The sequence below is a fragment of the Achromobacter sp. EB05 genome (genome assembly GCF_044232075.1).
Taxonomy (GTDB): Bacteria; Pseudomonadota; Gammaproteobacteria; order Burkholderiales; family Burkholderiaceae_B; genus Achromobacter; species Achromobacter dolens.
Genome location: NZ_CP155917.1, coordinates 1,529,516 through 1,546,295 on the forward strand (window position 1 = coordinate 1,529,516; position 16,780 = coordinate 1,546,295).

Here is a 16,780-nt window from a genome sequence, read left to right on the forward strand (position 1 = left end):
TCCGGTAGGGAAGGGGCGAGGGGAGTCTCTGCTGCGTTTTTACCATTGGCCCGTCGCCGCGCACTATCGTGGCATCAAGCAGGACAGAAAAAAGGACGCCCCGCGGGGCGTCCCTTGCCATGTCGCTCAGCGCGATGCGATCAACGGCGCTTCTTGGCGGCCTCGGCGGCTTCCTGCTGCGCATCGACCACGGCCAGGGCGGTCATGTTGACGATGCGGCGCACGGTGGCGCTGGTCGTCAGGATGTGCACCGGACGCGCGGCGCCCAGCAGGATCGGGCCCATCGCGACGCCATTGCTGCCCGTCATCTTCAGCATGTTGTACGTGATGTTGCCGGTGTCCAGCGTCGGCATGACCAGCAGGTTGGCGCGACCCTTCAGGGTGCTGTCCGGGTAGGCCAGCACGCGGATCTTTTCCGACAGGGCGGCGTCGGCGTGCATTTCGCCATCCACTTCCAGGTCGGGCGCGCGGTCCTGCACCAACTGGCGCGCGGCGGCCATCTTGCGCGACGACTCCGTGACGCGGCTGCCGAAGTTCGAGTGCGACAGCAGGGCGATCTTGGGCACCACGCCGAAACGCAGCATCTCGTCGGCGGCCTGGATGGTGATGTTGGCGACTTCCTCGGCCGACGGGTTCTCGTTGACGTGGGTGTCGGTGACGAACAGCGTCTGGTCGGGCAGCATCAGCACGTTCAGGGCGGCGTAGGTCTGGCCTTCCTTCCTGCCGATGATTTCGTCGATGTACTTGAGCTGGTTGTCGTACTTGCTGGCCACGCCGCACAGCAGCGCGTCGGCATCGCCGCGGCGCAGCAGCATCGCGCCGATCAGCGTGTTGTGTTTGCGGATCATCGCCTTGGCGATGGCCGGGGTCACGCCTTCGCGGCCCTTGAGCTGGTAGTACGCGTTCCAGGTTTCGTTGAAGCGGCTGTCGTCTTCGGGATCGACGATCTCGAAATGCTGGCCGGCGACCAGGCGCAGGCCGAACTTCTTGATGCGCATCTCGATCACGGACGGACGGCCGATCAGGATCGGGAACGCCAGCTTTTCATCGGCCACGGTCTGCACCGCGCGCAGCACGCGCTCGTCTTCGCCGTCGGCGTAGATGACGCGCTTGGGCGCCTTCTTGGCCTGGGCGAACAGCGGGCGCATCAGTTGGCCCGAGTGGTAGACGAAGCCCATCAGCTTCTGGCGGTAGGCCTCAATGTCCTCGATCGGACGGGCGGCCACGCCGGAGTCGGCGGCGGCCTGGGCCACGGCCGGGGCGATCTGCACGATCAGGCGCGGGTCGAACGGCTTCGGGATGATGTAGTCGGGACCGAACGACAGCTCCTGGCCGGCGTAGGCGCGGGCCACTTCATCGTTCTGCTCGGCCTGGGCCAGCTCGGCGATGGCCTTGACGCAAGCCAGCTTCATTTCCTCGGTGATGCGCGAGGCGCCGGCATCCATGGCGCCGCGGAAGATGAAGGGGAAACACAGCACGTTATTGACCTGGTTCGGGTAGTCCGAACGGCCGGTGGCGATGATGCAGTCGGGGCGCGCGGCCTTGGCGACTTCCGGGCGGATCTCCGGCTCCGGGTTGGCCAGCGCCAGGATCAGCGGACGGTCGGCCATGGTCTTGACCATGTCGGCGGTCAGCACGCCGGCGGTCGAGCAGCCCAGGAACACGTCGGCGCCGTTGACCACGTCGGCCAGCGTGCGCGCGTCGGTCTTCTGCGCGTAGCGCTTCTTGTTGGCTTCCATGTTTTCATCGCGGCCGTCCCAGATCACGCCGCGCGAGTCCACCACGTAGATGTTCTCGCGCTTGACGCCCAGGTGCACCAGCAGGTCCAGGCAGGCGATGGCGGCGGCGCCGGCGCCCGAGCAGGCCAGCTTGACCGTGCCGATGTCCTTGCCCACGACCTTCAGGCCGTTCAGGATGGCGGCCGACGAGATGATGGCGGTGCCGTGCTGGTCGTCGTGGAAGACGGGGATCTTCATGCGTTCGCGCAGCTTCTTCTCGATGTAGAAGCACTCGGGCGCCTTGATGTCCTCGAGGTTGACGCCGCCGAGCGTGGGCTCGAGCGCGGCGATGATGTCGACCAGCTTGTCGGGGTCGTTCTCGGCCAGTTCGATGTCGAACACGTCGATGCCGGCGAACTTCTTGAACAGGCAGCCCTTGCCTTCCATGACCGGCTTGGCGGCCAGCGGGCCGATGTTGCCCAGGCCCAGCACGGCGGTGCCGTTGGTGATCACGCCCACCAGGTTGCCGCGCGAGGTGTACTTGGACGCGGCGTCGTCGCCCTGGTCGAAGATGGCCATGCACGCGGCGGCCACGCCGGGCGAGTACGCCAGCGACAGGTCGTCCTGGTTGGCGAGGGTCTTGGTCGGGGTGACCGAGATCTTTCCGGGGGTGGGATAGGCGTGGTAATCCAACGCCAGTTTGGTGAGGGTTTCGTCCATGGGATACAGCCTTTTCGGCGCTAACTGTAGGTAAAAAGCGGAAAGCAAAAAGCGGGCTCGCGGCCCGCCGTATTCTTTGGGAAATGCTTAGGGAACACCCGTATTTCAACAGAAAGCGGCGCGAATTGGTTGCTGCAGCGCAGCGATCGTCCGATTTTGATCAAGCCGGCGCGCCTTGTGATGACGCCGGTGAAAAAGGAGAAAGCCCCGGTTCGGGGCTTTTCTCCTTTTCTTTCAGGGTGTTATTGCGCCCAGGGCGGCGTGGCGCGATCGGCTGCGCCCAGTTTGCGGCGCAATGCGTCGGCTTGCTCCTGCCGGCCCAGGCTGTCCAGGGCGTGCAGCACGATCCAGTCGGCGCTGACTTCGAAGAAGTCGCGCAGGCGAGCGCGGGTGTCGCTGCGCCCGAAGCCGTCGGTGCCCAGCGTGCGGTAGGGCGCGGGCACCCAGGCGCGGATCTGTTCGGGCACGGCGCGCACGTAGTCGGTGGCGGCCACCACCGGCGCATCGCTGCCGCCCAGGCAGGCGCGCACCCAGTCCGCGTCCGGCGCGGCGGGCAGGCCGAGCGCGCGCGCGCGTTCGGCCTCGCGGCCATCGCGCGCCAGTTCGGAGAAGCTGGTCACGCTCCAGACCTCGGCATCCACGCCGTATTCCGCGTGCAGGCGCTCGGCGGCGATTTCCGCTTCGCGCAGCATGGGGCCGGCGCCCAACAGGCGCACCGCCGCCTGCTGGCGCGCCGGGCGCAGGCGGTACATGCCGCGCAGGATGCCCTCGGCCGCCGCGCCGTCCCGCGGCAGGTCGGGCTGCGCCAGGTTCTCGTTGGTGACGGTCAGGTAGAAGAATTCGTCGCGCTGTTCGTCCAGCATGCGGCGCATGCCGTACTCGACGATGACCGCGACTTCGTAGGCGTAGGCCGGATCGTAGGCGCGGCAGTTGGGCACGGCCGCGGCCATGATGTGGCTGGAGCCGTCCTGGTGCTGCAGGCCTTCGCCGCCCAGCGTGGTGCGGCCGGAGGTGGCGCCGATGAGGAAGCCGCGCGTGCGCTGGTCGGCCGCGGCCCAGATCAGGTCGCCGATGCGCTGGAAACCGAACATCGAGTAATAGATATAGAAAGGCAGCATCGGCAGGCCGTTGACCGAGTAGCTGGTGCCGGCCGCCGTCCACGACGAGATCGCGCCCGCCTCGGTGATGCCTTCTTCCAGGATCTGGCCGTCGCGCGCCTCGCGGTAGTACAGCACCGACCCAATGTCCTCGGGTTCGTACAGTTGGCCTTGCGCCGAATAGATGCCGATCTGGCGGAACAGGTTGGCCATGCCGAAGGTGCGCGCTTCGTCGGCCACGATGGGTACGATGCGCGGGCCGACCTGCGGGTCTTTCAGCAGCGCCGTCAGCATGCGCACGATGGCCATGGTGGACGACATCTCCTTGCCGTCGGCGCTGAGCGCGAAGCGCGCCCATTGGTCCACCGCCGGCGGCGCCAGGCGCGGCGCCTGGGTCTGGCGGCGCGGGATGTGGCCGCCCAGCGCGGCGCGGCGCGCCTGCAGGTGGCGCAGCTCGGCGCTGTCTTCGGCCGGGCGATAGAACTTGAGCGCCAGGCAATCGGCATCGGAGATCGGCAGGGCGAAGCGGTCGCGGAACGCCAGCAGCGCCTCGTCGTCCAGCTTCTTCTGCTGGTGGGTGGTCATCTTGCCCTGGCCGGCCGTGCCCATGCCAAAGCCCTTCTTGGTCTGCGCCAGGATCACGGTGGGCTGGCCGCGATGATGCGCGGCGCGGTGGTACGCGGCATGGATCTTGACCATGTCGTGGCCGCCGCGGTGCAAGCGGTCGATGGCCTCGTCGGTCCAGTCGGCCACCAGCGCCGCCAGTTCCGGATTCTGGTTGAAGAAGTGGGCGCGGTTGAAGGCGCCGTCGTTGGCGGCGAAGGTCTGGAACTGGCCGTCCACCGTGTTGGCGAAGGCGCGCGCCAGGGCGCCGTTGGTGTCACGACGCAGCAGGGCGTCCCAGTCGCTGCCCCAGACCAGCTTGATGACGTTCCAGCCGGCGCCCGCGTACAGGGTTTCGAGTTCGTCGATGATGCGGCCGTTGCCGCGCACCGGGCCGTCCAGGCGCTGCAGGTTGCAGTTGACGACGAACACCAGGTTGTCGAGCTTTTCGCGCGCGGCCAGGGTCAGCGCGGCGATCGACTCCGGTTCGTCCATCTCGCCGTCGCCGAAGATGCCCCAGACCTTGCGGTCGCTCGCGGGCACCAGCGAGCGGTGTTCCAGGTAGCGCATGAAGCGCGCCTGGTAGATCGCGTTGATGGGACCGATGCCCATCGAGCCGGTGGGGAACTGCCAGAAGTCGGGCATCAGCCAGGGATGCGGATACGACGACAGCCCGCGCAGGCCGCGCGCGGTGGCGGTGATTTCCTGGCGGAAGTGGGCCAGGTCGTCGTCGCTGAGGAAACCCTCCAGGTAGGCGCGGGCATAGACGCCGGGCGCCGAGTGCGGCTGCATGTAGACCAGGTCGCCCGGGCCGTCGGCCGTGGTTGCGCGGAAGAAGTGGTTGAAGCCGACCTCGAACAGGTCGGCGGCCGAGGCGTAGCTGGCGATGTGGCCGCCCAGTTCGCCATGGGCCTGGTTGGCGCGCACCACCATGGCCAGGGCGTTCCAGCGGTTGATGCGGGCGATGCGTTCCTCGACCGCCAGGTTGCCGGGAAAGGGCGGTTCCTGGTCGGCGGGGATGGTGTTCAGGTAGGCGGTGCGCGTCTGGCTGTTGGCGCGCAAGCCCAGGGCGGCGGCGTGCCCCAGCAGGTTGTCCAGCACATAGCCCGCCCGTTCGGCGCCCGAGGCCTCGACCAGGGATTGCAGGCCGTCGCGCCATTCGGCGGTTTCGGCGGGATCGGCATCATGCCGGGGGGCGGTCCCGGCGGGGGAATGGCTGGCGTCGCACATGATGGTTTTGTCTCCTTTGTAAGCGCCATGCTAGTCCTATCGCTGGGGCATGGGTAATCAAAATGCCGGGAGGAAATCGTGGTTTTCAGCATAATCATTTGACGATTGGCGTGTCGGCGGCAGGATCTGCCGCCTTCGGCCGCTTACCGGTGGTGACCACCTGCTGGACGCCAAGGCGCTAGAATTCGCGCTTCACAAAAAACAAACCGGCAACCAGACAGGGCGGCAACGCCCTGATAGCCGGGGCCGTCCCGCCCTAGCGGCGGGATCGCGTCCCGGCCAGTAAAGGGAGACTTCAATGACTCAACCTACCAGCGTCCCGGCAGAGGTCACGCTACCGGAACTGACATTCCGCGGCGTGCTGCTGGGCGCAGTCATCACCATTATCTTCACCGCCTCCAACGTGTTCCTGGGGCTCAAGGTCGGCCTGACCTTCTCGTCGGCGATCCCGGCGGCGGTCATTTCCATGTCGGTGTTGCGCCTGTTCAAGGACGCCAACATCCTCGAGAACAACATGGTGCAGACGCAGGCCTCGGCGGCCGGCACGCTGTCGGCCATCATCTTCATCCTGCCCGCGCTGGTCATGATGGGCCACTGGCAGGGCTTTCCGTTCTGGCAGACCCTGGGCATCTGCGCGGCCGGCGGCATGTTGGGCGTGATGTTCACGATTCCGCTGCGCCACGTGATGGTGGTGCAGAGCGACCTGCCGTACCCGGAGGGCGTGGCGGCCGCCGAGATCCTGCGGGTGGGCAGCGCCGAGCGCGCCCAGGACGCGGCCGAGGATTCCGCTCGGGCGCCGGCCAGGCCGGCGGCCACCGGCATGGGCGACATCGTCAGCGGCGGCGTGGTGGCGGTGGCAGTCAGCTTCGCGGCCAGCGGCCTGCGGGTGTTGGGCGACGGCGTCAGCGGCTGGTTTTCGTTGGGCGGCGCGGTGTTCCGGCTGCCGATGGGTTTTTCGCTGGCGCTGCTGGGCGCGGGTTACCTGATCGGCATCGTGGCGGGCCTGGCCATGCTGACGGGGCTGGTGATCTCGTGGGGCATCGCGGTGCCGATCCTGACTTCGATGGCCCAGATTCCCGCGGACATGTCGCTGGCGAAATTCGCCACCGGGCTGTGGTCGTCGCAGGTGCGGTTCATTGGCGCAGGCGTCATCGGCGTGGGCGCCATCTGGACGCTGGCGACGCTGTTCATGCCGATGGCGCGTGGCGTCAAGGCCTCGTTCTCGGCGTTGACGCGCACCGGCGCGGCGCGCGCGGGCAAGGCGCCGCGCACCGAGCGCGACCTGTCGGCGGGCTGGATCTCGGTCGTCACGCTGGTGCTGGTGGCGGTGCTGGTGATCACGTTCCAGGTGTTCCTGGCGGACGCGCCGCTGACGGCCGCCGCGGTCTGGAAACTGGTGGCCTACGCCGTGCTGTTTGCTTTCGTCTTCGGTTTCCTGGTGGCGGCGGCCTGCGGCTACATGGCGGGTCTGGTGGGCACCTCGACCAGCCCGATCTCGGGCGTGGGCATCGTTGCCATCGTGCTGGTGTCGCTGTTGCTGCTGGCGCTGGGCGGCGACCTGCTGGCGGTGCAGAACGGCGTGCAGATGACCATCGCGCTGGCGATCTTCAGCACGTCGGCGGTGGTGGCGGTGGCCTCGATCTCCAATGACAATCTGCAGGATCTGAAGACCGGCTGGCTGGTCGGCGCGACCCCGTGGCGCCAGCAGGTTGCGCTATTGATCGGTTGCGTCCTTGGCGCGGCGGTGATCTCGCCGGTGCTGGACCTGCTGTACAACGCCTACGGCTTCGCCGATGCGATGCCGCGCGCAGGCATGGACCCGTCCCAGGCGTTGTCGGCGCCGCAGGCCACGTTGATGCTGGCGATCGCGCGCGGCATCTTCACGCATCAACTGAACTGGACCATGATCCTGATCGGCATGGCGGTGGGCGTGGGCCTGATCGTGGTGGACGAGATCCTCAAGCGCACCTGCAAGGTCGCCCGCATCCCGGTGCTGGCGGTGGGCATCGGCATCTACCTGCCGCCGACGGTGGCGGCGCCGATCGTGGTCGGCGCGCTGCTGGCCTGGCTGCTGGAGCGCGCGCTGCGCCGCCGCGCCGCGGCCGCCGGCAAGGACTATGAATCGTTCGCCGACGCCGCCAACCGGCGCGGCGTGCTGATCGCCTCGGGCCTGATCGTGGGCGAGAGCCTGGTGGGCGTGGTGATGGCCGCCATCATCGGCGCCGCCGGCACCGATGCGCCGCTGGCGATCGCGGGCGAGGAATTCGCGCGCACCGCCTCGTTCCTGGGGCTGGCGGTGTTCGCGCTGGTGGCGGTGCTGTTCTGGCGCCGCGTGACGCGGCTGGCGCGGCCATAGGCCAGGCGTTGCGCCAGGCACGGATCGAAAGGGCATGACGCGCGCGTCATGCCCTTTTTTCATGCCGGCCGCAGCAGGTCGGCCAGGGTTCGGGCGATGACCTTGGTGGCCCGCCGCAGGTCTTCCAGCACCACGCGTTCGTCGTTGCGCTTGGCGTGCGACTCCAGCACGGTGCGCGGGCCGGCGCCGTAGATCACGCCGGGAATGCCGGCCTCGGCGTACAGGCGCACGTCGGTGTAGAGCGGCGTGCCCATGGCGGGGATCGGCTCGCCGAACAGGTCCTGGCCATGCTTGCGGATGGCGTCGACCAGCGGCTGGTTGCCGGGCAGCGGCCGCATGGCGTTGGCCAGCAGCAGGCGCTTGATCTCGACGCGCAGGCCGGGCGTGGCGGCCGCGCCTTCTTCGATGATGCGGCGGATGTCGGCCTCGACCTCGGCCGCGTTCTCTTCCGGGATCATGCGGCGATCCAGCTTGAACACCACCTTGCCGGGCACCACGTTGGTGTTGGTGCCGCCTTCGATGCGGCCGATGTTCAGATAGGGGTGGCTGATGCCCTCGACCCGCGAAGTGATCTCGCGATAGCGCGCGTTCTGCGCGTACAGCGCGTTCATGATCGCGACCGCGCCCTGCAGCGCATCCACGCCGGTGGCGGGAATAGCGGCGTGCGCCATCTTGCCGTGCACCGTGACCTCCATTTGCAGGCAGCCATTGTGGGCCGTCACGACTTCATAGCTGAAGCCGGCCGCGATCAGCAGGTCGGGTTTCGTCAGGCCCTGGCGCAGCAGCCAGCCGGGACCGAGCAGGCCGCCGAATTCCTCGTCGTAGGTGAAGTGCAGTTCGACCGCGCCATGGCTCGGGCGCGCCACCGCTTCCAGCGCGCGCAGCGCGAAGGTGAAGCTGGCGAAATCGCTCTTGCTGACCGCGGCGGCGCGCCCGTAGAGGCAGCCGTCCTCGATCTCGGCGCCATACGGATCGTGCTCCCAGCCGTCGCCCGGCGGCACCACGTCGCCGTGGGCGTTGAGGGCGATGCGCCGGCCGCCAGCGCCGTATTCGCGGCGCACGATCAGGTTGGTGATGGACTCCATGCCGTAGGCGCGCACTTCGTCGGCGGGCACGGGATGGGACTCGGCCGGCAGGCCGAAACCTTGCAGCAGTTCGGCGGTGCGGACGGCGTGCGGGGCGTTGTTGCCCGGCGGCGTGTCGGTCGGCACGCGCACCAGTTCCTGCAGGAAGCGCACTTCTTCATCGAAGTGGGCGTCCACCCAGGCGTCGAGTCGGGCGTAATCGGTCATGGTTCAGCTCGTTGCTTCGTTGGCGAGATCGTCGAGCAGCCGCTGCATTGCCTGCGCGGCCAGCTGCATGTCGTGGTTGGTGGTGGATTCGAGCGGGTTGTGGCTGATGCCGGCGTTCTGGCCGCGCACGAACAGCATGGCCTGCGGCATGATCTCGTGCAGCTTCATGGCGTCGTGGCCGGCGCCGCTGGGCATGCAATGGACCGGCACGCCGAGCGCTTGCACCGCGCGTTCCCAGCGCTGCTGCCAGGCCGGCGCGCTGGGGGCGGCGGCGGCGCGCATGGTTTCCTCGAGCGTGTAGCGCAGGCCGCGGCGCTGGCAGATCGCCTCCAGTTCGGCCAGCACGTCCTTGGCCAGCGCATCGCGCTGCGGATCGCTGGGCGCGCGCAGGTCGAGGCTGAAGCGGCATTCGCCGGGCACCACGTTGATCGAGCCATTGGGCACTTCCAGCATGCCGACGGTGCCGACCGAATCGCCGTCGCGCGCGGCGCGGCCTTCGACGAACACGATCAGCTCGGCCGCGGCCACGGCGGCGTCGCGGCGCCGGTCCATCGGCGTGGTGCCGGCATGGCAGGCCGTGCCGTGGATCCGCACGCGGTAGCGCACGCAGCCGTTGATCGACGTGACCACGCCGAGCGGCAGGCCCATTTCATTGAGCACGGGGCCTTGTTCGATATGCACTTCGACAAAGCCCAGGTAGCGGGCCGGATCGCGCTTGAGCTTGGGAATGTCGTCCACGCACAGCCCCGCGTGCGCCATGGCGTCGCGCATGCTGATGCCGTCAGCGTCCCGCTGTTCGAGCCAGCGCGGCTGGAAGTCGCCGATCAGCGCGCCGGAACCGAGGAAGGTGGCCGGATAGCGCTGGCCTTCCTCTTCGGAAAAAGCGACGACTTCGATCGCGTAGGGCAGGCGCCGACCCTGGCGGTGCAGCGCGCGCACGCAGGCCATCGGCACGAAGATGCCGAGGCGACCGTCGTATTTGCCGGCGTTGCGCACCGTGTCGTAATGGCTGCCGCTCATCAGGATGGGCGCGTCGGCGCGGTTGGCGTGATAGCGGCCGACCACGTTGCCGACCGCGTCAATGCCGACTTCGTCGAAGCCGCAATCGCGCATCCAATGCGAGATGCGCTGGGCGCAGGCGCGGTGCGCGTCGGTCAGGTAGGTGACGGTGAGCTGGCCGTTCTCGGCGTAGCCCGGATCGCTGTGCGCGCTGAGCTTTTCCTGCCAGTCCCAGATGTCGTTGCCCAGGTCCGGTTCGACGCCGAAACGGTCGTAAAGCCGCACTTCGGCGTCACGGTGCAATTGGCGCAGGGCCTCGCGGCGTTCGTCGTCCGGCGCGTTGTGGCGGCGGCGTTCGAGCGCCTGGCGCCATTGCCCGTCTTGCGGGCCGGCGCCGCGCGGGCCGTATTGGGACAGGATGAAGGGAAAGCCGAAACGCGCGGCATAGTCGGCGGCCAGCGCGGCGGCGTCCGCCGCCGCGTCGAGCATGGCGACGGGCTGAGCGCGCAGCAGCGCCAATTGCGTGGCGGCGTCAGTGTCGTCCACCGCGCGCTGCAGGGCCAACTGTAACTGCGCCACGCTGTGCACCGGGCGCGCCCGCACCGCCTGTTCGGCGGCCCAGGGCGCGTGGGGATACAGGTCGGCCAGCATGGCGGCGGCGTCTTGCGGCGCGGCGTCGTTGAATCGGGCGAGGGTAGGGGCCATGGTTGCGCGGTTCAGGCAGCGGGTTGATAGGGGTGGCGCGCCTGCCAGTGCCGGGCGATGTCCAGGCGGCGGCAGACCCACACGCGGTCATGGCGCGCGATGTGATCCAGGAAGCGTTGCAGGGCGACGATGCGGCCGGGCCGGCCCAGCAGGCGGCAATGCATGCCGATACTGAGCATCTTGGGCGCCTCGTCGCCTTCCGCGTAGAGCGCGTCGAAGCTGTCTTTCAGGTACTGGAAGAACGGATCGGCGTGCGAATAGCCCTGCGGCAGCGCGAAGCGCATGTCGTTGCAGTCCAGCGTGTAGGGCACGATCAGTTGCGGCGCCACGCTGCCGTCGCTCTTTTGCACGCGCATCCAGAACGGCAGGTCGTCGCCGTAGTAGTCGCTGTCGTATTCGAAGCCGCCGTAGTCCGCCACAAGGCGGCGCGTGCGCGGGCTGTCGCGGCCGGTGTACCAGCCCAGCGGGCGGGCGCCGGTCAGTTGCGTGATGGCCTCCATGCCCAGGCGCATGTGCTCGCGTTCGGTGGCTTCGTCCACGTTCTGGTAGTGCACCCAGCGCCAGCCGTGACAGGCGATCTCGTGGTCCAGCTCGACCAGCGCCGCTGCCAGCTCGGGGTGGCGCTGCAGTGCCATGCCGACGGCGAACACCGTCAGCGGCAGGCCGCGCTTTTCGAATTCACGCAGGATGCGCCAGACGCCCACGCGCGAGCCGTACTCGTAGATGCCTTCCATGCTCAGGTGGCGTTCCGGGTAGCTGGCCGGGTTGAACATCTCGGACAGGAATTGTTCGGATCCCGCGTCGCCATGCAAGACGCAGTTTTCGCCGCCTTCCTCGTAATTGAGCACGAACTGCACCGCGATGCGGGCGTTGCCGGGCCATTGCGCATGCGGCGGGTTGCGGCCGTAGCCGATCAGGTCACGCGGGTAGGGCTGGGTTGAGTCGTAGGTGCTCATGACAAGGCGGGCGTGGACATCGTGTTCGACACGATAAGGTAAACCGCATTGTCTGTATACAATTTATGTACATCATTAGTGATGACCCTAATACGTCAGGCAAGTCCGATCGCCCTGAAGCGAACCACCCGCCGGCGTGCGCCGCCGGCGGGTGGTTCCTGGGTATCGGCAAGAGCGGTTCAGCGCAGGTCGCCGCAGGGCCACCCGCTGGCGCCATAGCCGCCGTCAGCCGTTGCGGTAGAGAAAGCTGTAGGCGTTGATCGCCGGCACCCCCCCAAGATGCGCATACAGCACCCGGGAACCGGCGGGGATTTCCCCGCGCCGCACGATGTCCATCATGCCCTGCATCGATTTGCCCTCGTAGACCGGGTCGGTCATCATCCCTTCGAGCCGCGCGCACAGGCGGATCGCCTCGTTGGTCTCGGCCGATGGCAGGCCATAGGCCGGGTAGGCATAGCGCGTATCCAGCACCACGTCGCCGTCCGTGATGGGGCGCTCCAGGCCCACCATGTCGGCGGTGCGGCGCGCGATGCGCAGGATCTGCGCGCGGGTCTGGTCCGGCGTGGCCGAGGCGTCGATGCCGATGACGCGGTCGGCGCGGCCGTCGGCGGCAAAGCCCACCACCATGCCGGCCTGCGTGCTGCCAGTGACGGCGCAGACCACGATGTAGTCGAACTTGAAGCCCAGCTCGGCCTCCTGCCGCCGCACTTCCTCGGCGAAGCCGACATAGCCCAGCCCGCCCAGCTCATGGTCGGAGGCGCCGGCCGGAATCGCGTACGGCTTGCCGCCGCGCTTGCGCACGTCCTCCAGCGCCTCTTCCCAACTGCGGCGGAAACCGATGTCGAAGCCCTGGTCCACCAGGCGCACGTCGGCGCCCATCAGCCGGCTCATCATGATGTTGCCGACCCGGTCATAGACCGCATCCGAGTAGTCCACCCAGTTTTCCTGCACCAGCACGCAGGCCAGGCCGAGCTTGGCGGCCACGGCCGCCACCATGCGGGTGTGGTTGGACTGGATGCCGCCGATGGTGACGAGCGTGTCGCAACCCTGTTCCAGCGCCTGGGGAATCAGGTATTCCAGCTTGCGAAGCTTGTTGCCGCCGAACGCCAGGCCGCTGTTGCAGTCCTCGCGCTTGGCGTAGATCTCGACCTTGCCGCCGAGGTGGGCGGACAGGCGCTCGAGCTTTTCGATGGGGGTGTCGCCGAAGGTCAGGCGGTGGCGGGGAAAGCGTTGCAGATCCATGCGGGCTCCTGGGGGAAGGGGGATCCGGGCGGGCCGCCGCGGATGGAAAAATCATAGGAATCCGCCAGATTGTTGGTCAATTGCGTATTTTCTTGGCTTCTTCCTTTTAAATTTTTAGGAAATTCGATTTTTGGATTTAATATTTATAAATAAAAAATAAAAACCAAATTAAATTTTATAGGGACATATTAGATGGCCGCCATCGCCGGGCTGGATCGCATCGACCGCCAGATCCTGCGCCTGCTGCAGCAGGACGCCCAGATCACCAACCTTGATCTGAGCGCGCGCGTGCATCTCAGTCCCGCCGCCTGCCTGCGGCGGGTGGAAAAGCTCAAGGCCGAGGGCATCATCAGAAAGACGGTGGCGCTGCTCGAACCGGCCGAGGTCGAGATGGCCACGCTGGTGATCGTCGGCGTGGTGCTGGATCGCTCCACGCCGGAGTCCTTCACCGACTTCGAGCAGGCCGCGCGCGGCATCAGCGGCTGCCTCGAGTGCCATCTGGTGGCGGGCGAGTTCGACTACTTCCTGATGCTGCGCATCCGCGACCTGGAGCGCTTCAACAAGCTGCACGCGGGCGAGATCATCAAGCTGCCCGGCGTGCGCCAGATCCGCACTTTTTTCGTGCTGAAAGAGATCCTGTCGACCACCGAACTGCCGCTCTGACGAGGCAATTGCGCAACACCTCGCGCACGGATCGAAAAAAATGCCGCAATGCGGCATTTTTCGTTCGCGGAATTTGCGGGCGCGTAGACGGCGTAATTGCAGGGGTTGCATGGACATTCCAACGCCGCATGAAACCATTCCTGGCGCGCTTTTGCGTCACGCAATCGCAAAAAGACGCCCGTAAACTCAAAGGGTTATACTTTCATGCATACGGCTTTCAAGGCTTGTACGCGCCTTCTGCCCCTGCTATCCGCTAAACGGGAAGCCCGTGTCGCGGAAGGTTTTCCTGCATCGTAATCGAGTGAAGCACTCGTAAAGGTGAAGCGATTATGTCTTCGGAAATAGAATCCCTATCCACGTCTTACTTGTTTGGGGGAAACGCCCCCTACGTTGAGGAGCTTTACGAAGCCTACCTCGACAACCCCGGTTCGGTACCTGACAACTGGCGCGAATACTTCGACCAGCTGCAGCACGCTCCCGCCACCGACGGCCAGGAATCCACCCGCGACCAGGCCCACGCTCCCATCGTCGAATCGTTCGCCCAGCGCGCCAAGGCCAATGCCTTCGTGCAACGCGCCGCCGAACCCGACCTGAGCGTCGCCTCCAAGCAAGTCTCGGTGCAATCGCTGATCGCCGCCTACCGCTCGCTCGGTTCGCGCTGGGCCGACCTGGATCCGCTCAAGCGCCAGGAACGTCCGCCGATCCCCGAACTCGATCCGGCCTTCTACGGCCTGACCGAAGCCGACCTGGACCAGACCTACTCGGCCACCAACACCTACTTCACGACCGCCAGCACCATGACGCTGCGCGACATCCTGAAGGCGCTGCGCGACACCTACTGCCGCAGCATCGGTGCCGAATTCACGCACATCTCCGACCCCGCCGCCAAGCGCTGGATCCAGGAACGCCTGGAAACCACGCTGGGTGCGCCGACCTACACGGCCGAAGAAAAGCGCCACATCCTGCAGCAACTGACCGAGTCCGAAGGCCTCGAGCGTTTCCTGCACACCAAGTACGTCGGCCAGAAGCGCTTCTCGCTGGAAGGCGGCGAAAGCTTCATCGCCTCGATGGACGAAGTGGTGAACCACGCCGGTGAAAACGGCGTCCAGGAAATCGTGGTCGGCATGGCCCACCGCGGCCGCCTGAACCTGCTCGTGAACATCATGGGCAAGATGCCCGGCGACCTGTTCGCCGAGTTCGAAGGCAAGCACGCCGAAGGCCTGACCGACGGCGACGTGAAGTACCACAACGGCTTCTCGAGCGACCTGTCGACCCGTGGCGGTCCGGTGCACCTGTCGCTGGCGTTCAACCCGTCCCACCTGGAAATCGTCAACCCCGTGGTCGAAGGCAGCGCGCGCGCTCGCCAGGAACGCCGCGGCGACGCCGAAGGCAAGCAAGTGCTGCCGGTGCTGGTGCACGGCGACGCGGCCTTCGCCGGCCAGGGCGTGGTGATGGAAACCCTGAACCTGGCCCAGACCCGCGGCTACGGCACGGGCGGCACGCTGCATATCGTCATCAACAACCAGATCGGCTTCACCACGTCGGATCCGCGCGACTCGCGTTCCACGCTGTATTGCACCGACGTCGTCAAGATGATCGAAGCGCCGGTGTTCCACGTCAACGGCGACGATCCCGAAGCCGTCGTGTTCGTGACCAAGCTGGCCCTGGACTACCGCCTGCAGTTCCGCCACGACGTCGTGGTCGACATCGTCTGCTTCCGCAAGCTGGGCCACAACGAGCAGGACACCCCGTCGCTGACGCAGCCGCTGATGTACAAGCGCATCGGCCATCACCCCGGCACGCGCAAGCTGTACGCCGACAAGCTGACCACGCAGGGCGTGCTGTCCGAGGGCGAAGCCGACCAACTGGTCAAGGACTACCGCCAACTGATGGAAGACGGCCAGCGCACCATCGAACCGGTGCTGACCGACTACAAGAGCAAGTACGCGATCGACTGGTCGCCGTTCCTGGGCGCCAAGTGGACCGACCAGGCCGACACCGCCGTGCCGCTGGCCGAGCTCAAGCGCATCGGCGAGCGCATCACCACCGTGCCGGAAGGCTTCACGGTGCACCCGCTGGTCGCCAAGCTGCTGAACGACCGCCGCACCATGGCCAAGGGCGAAATGAACCTGGACTGGGGCATGGGCGAACACCTCGCCTTCGCCACGCTGGTGTCCTCGGGCTACGCCATCCGCATCACCGGCCAGGACTCGGGCCGTGGCACGTTCACGCACCGCCATGCCGTGCTGCACGACCAGAACCGCGAGCGCTGGAACGACGGCACCTACATTCCGCTGCAGAACGTCTCGGAAGGCCAGGCCCCGTTCACCGTGATCGATTCGGTGCTGTCCGAAGAGGCCGTGCTGGGCTTCGAATACGGCTACTCGAGCGCCGAACCCAACACGCTGACCATCTGGGAAGGCCAGTTCGGTGACTTCGTCAACGGCGCCCAGGTCGTGATCGACCAGTTCATCAGCTCCGGCGAAGCCAAGTGGGGCCGCCAGTCGGGCCTGACCCTGATGCTGCCGCACGGCTACGAAGGCCAGGGCCCCGAGCACTCGTCGGGCCGCATCGAGCGCTTCCTGCAGCTTTGCGCCGACAACAACATGCAAGTGATCCAGCCGACCTCGGCCTCGCAGATCTTCCATGTGCTGCGCCGCCAGATGATCCGTCCGTTCCGCAAGCCCCTGGTGCTGTTCACGCCCAAGTCGCTGCTGCGCAACAAGGACGCCGGCTCGCCCCTGACCGAACTGGCCGGCGGCAGCTTCCGCCCGGTGATCGGCGAGGTCGACGAGGCCATCGACGCCGCCAAGGTCAAGCGCGTGCTGGCTTGCTCGGGCAAGGTCTACTACGATCTGGTCAATGCCCGCCGTGAACGTGGCGCCGACAACGTCGCCATCGTCCGCGTCGAGCAGTTGTACCCGTTCGCGCACAAGTCGTTCGAAGCCGAACTGCGCAAGTACCCGAAGGCCACCGAAGTGATCTGGGTCCAGGACGAGCCGCAGAACCAGGGCCCGTGGTTCTACGTTCAGCATCACGTGTACGAGAACATGGTCGAAGGCCAGAAGCTGGGCTACGCCGGTCGCGCCGCGTCGGCTTCGCCGGCCGTGGGCTACCTGGCCAAGCACCAGGAGCAGCAGAAGGCGCTGATCGAAGCGGCTTTCGCGCCCAAGTTCAAGGCCATGCTGACCAAGTAACC

9 protein-coding genes are annotated in these 16,780 nt (G+C 66.8%); 3 read left to right on the forward strand and 6 right to left on the reverse strand.

The window, feature by feature from the left end; translation table 11 throughout:
* Window positions 1-140: 140 nt before the first annotated feature.
* Together AAID08_RS07000 and mdeB are read right to left on the reverse strand one after the other, a co-directional pair.
* Entirely contained in the window at window positions 141-2,438 is a 2,298-nt protein-coding gene (locus AAID08_RS07000; protein ID WP_049072257.1) for an NADP-dependent malic enzyme, read from the reverse strand.
* A 242-nt stretch (window positions 2,439-2,680) separates the two neighbouring features.
* A complete protein-coding gene (gene mdeB, locus AAID08_RS07005) occupies window positions 2,681-5,368 on the reverse strand; it encodes an alpha-ketoglutarate dehydrogenase (protein WP_395757478.1) in 2,688 nt (895 codons plus the stop codon).
* 298 nt (window positions 5,369-5,666) lie between these two features.
* On the opposite strand from mdeB, the gene AAID08_RS07010 reads away from it, so the two are divergent.
* Complete coding sequence (locus AAID08_RS07010; protein WP_175142200.1) at window positions 5,667-7,724, forward strand: OPT family oligopeptide transporter; 2,058 nt, start codon at window positions 5,667-5,669, stop codon at window positions 7,722-7,724.
* Window positions 7,725-7,783: 59 nt separating this feature from the next.
* Here AAID08_RS07010 and AAID08_RS07015 read toward each other — a convergent pair whose 3' ends face one another.
* From AAID08_RS07015 to AAID08_RS07030, 4 genes are all read right to left on the reverse strand, one after another.
* Window positions 7,784-9,016 carry a M20/M25/M40 family metallo-hydrolase gene (locus AAID08_RS07015; protein ID WP_064524455.1) on the reverse strand — a complete coding sequence of 411 codons (1,233 nt, stop codon included), beginning with the start codon at window positions 9,014-9,016 and terminating at the stop codon, window positions 7,784-7,786.
* Window positions 9,017-9,019: 3 nt separating this feature from the next.
* A complete protein-coding gene (locus AAID08_RS07020) occupies window positions 9,020-10,720 on the reverse strand; it encodes a hydantoinase/carbamoylase family amidase (protein WP_175142201.1) in 1,701 nt (566 codons plus the stop codon).
* A gap of 11 nt (window positions 10,721-10,731) precedes the next feature.
* A complete protein-coding gene (gene puuE / locus AAID08_RS07025; protein WP_054416814.1) occupies window positions 10,732-11,676 on the reverse strand; it encodes an allantoinase PuuE in 945 nt (314 codons plus the stop codon).
* Window positions 11,677-11,901: 225 nt separating this feature from the next.
* Window positions 11,902-12,918, reverse strand: a complete 1,017-nt coding sequence (locus tag AAID08_RS07030; protein ID WP_020924636.1) for a 1-aminocyclopropane-1-carboxylate deaminase — start codon at window positions 12,916-12,918, stop codon at window positions 11,902-11,904.
* A gap of 192 nt (window positions 12,919-13,110) precedes the next feature.
* Here AAID08_RS07030 and AAID08_RS07035 point away from each other — a divergent pair, with 192 nt between their 5' ends.
* Complete coding sequence (locus AAID08_RS07035) at window positions 13,111-13,581, forward strand: Lrp/AsnC family transcriptional regulator (protein WP_049072267.1); 471 nt, start codon at window positions 13,111-13,113, stop codon at window positions 13,579-13,581.
* Between the two features lie 329 nt (window positions 13,582-13,910).
* Entirely contained in the window at window positions 13,911-16,778 is a 2,868-nt protein-coding gene (locus tag AAID08_RS07040; protein ID WP_049072268.1) for a 2-oxoglutarate dehydrogenase E1 component, read from the forward strand.
* The last annotated feature ends 2 nt before the right edge of the window (window positions 16,779-16,780 follow it).

Coding starts and splice junctions, on each gene's coding strand:
- AAID08_RS07000 (WP_049072257.1), bottom strand. CDS start 2,438: ATGGACGAAACCCTCACCAAACTGGCGTTGGATTACCACGCCTATCCC.
- mdeB (WP_395757478.1), bottom strand. CDS start 5,368: ATGTGCGACGCCAGCCATTCCCCCGCCGGGACCGCCCCCCGGCATGAT.
- AAID08_RS07010 (WP_175142200.1), top strand. CDS start 5,667: ATGACTCAACCTACCAGCGTCCCGGCAGAGGTCACGCTACCGGAACTG.
- AAID08_RS07015 (WP_064524455.1), bottom strand. CDS start 9,016: ATGACCGATTACGCCCGACTCGACGCCTGGGTGGACGCCCACTTCGAT.
- AAID08_RS07020 (WP_175142201.1), bottom strand. CDS start 10,720: ATGGCCCCTACCCTCGCCCGATTCAACGACGCCGCGCCGCAAGACGCC.
- puuE (WP_054416814.1), bottom strand. CDS start 11,676: ATGAGCACCTACGACTCAACCCAGCCCTACCCGCGTGACCTGATCGGC.
- AAID08_RS07030 (WP_020924636.1), bottom strand. CDS start 12,918: ATGGATCTGCAACGCTTTCCCCGCCACCGCCTGACCTTCGGCGACACC.
- AAID08_RS07035 (WP_049072267.1), top strand. CDS start 13,111: ATGGCCGCCATCGCCGGGCTGGATCGCATCGACCGCCAGATCCTGCGC.
- AAID08_RS07040 (WP_049072268.1), top strand. CDS start 13,911: ATGTCTTCGGAAATAGAATCCCTATCCACGTCTTACTTGTTTGGGGGA.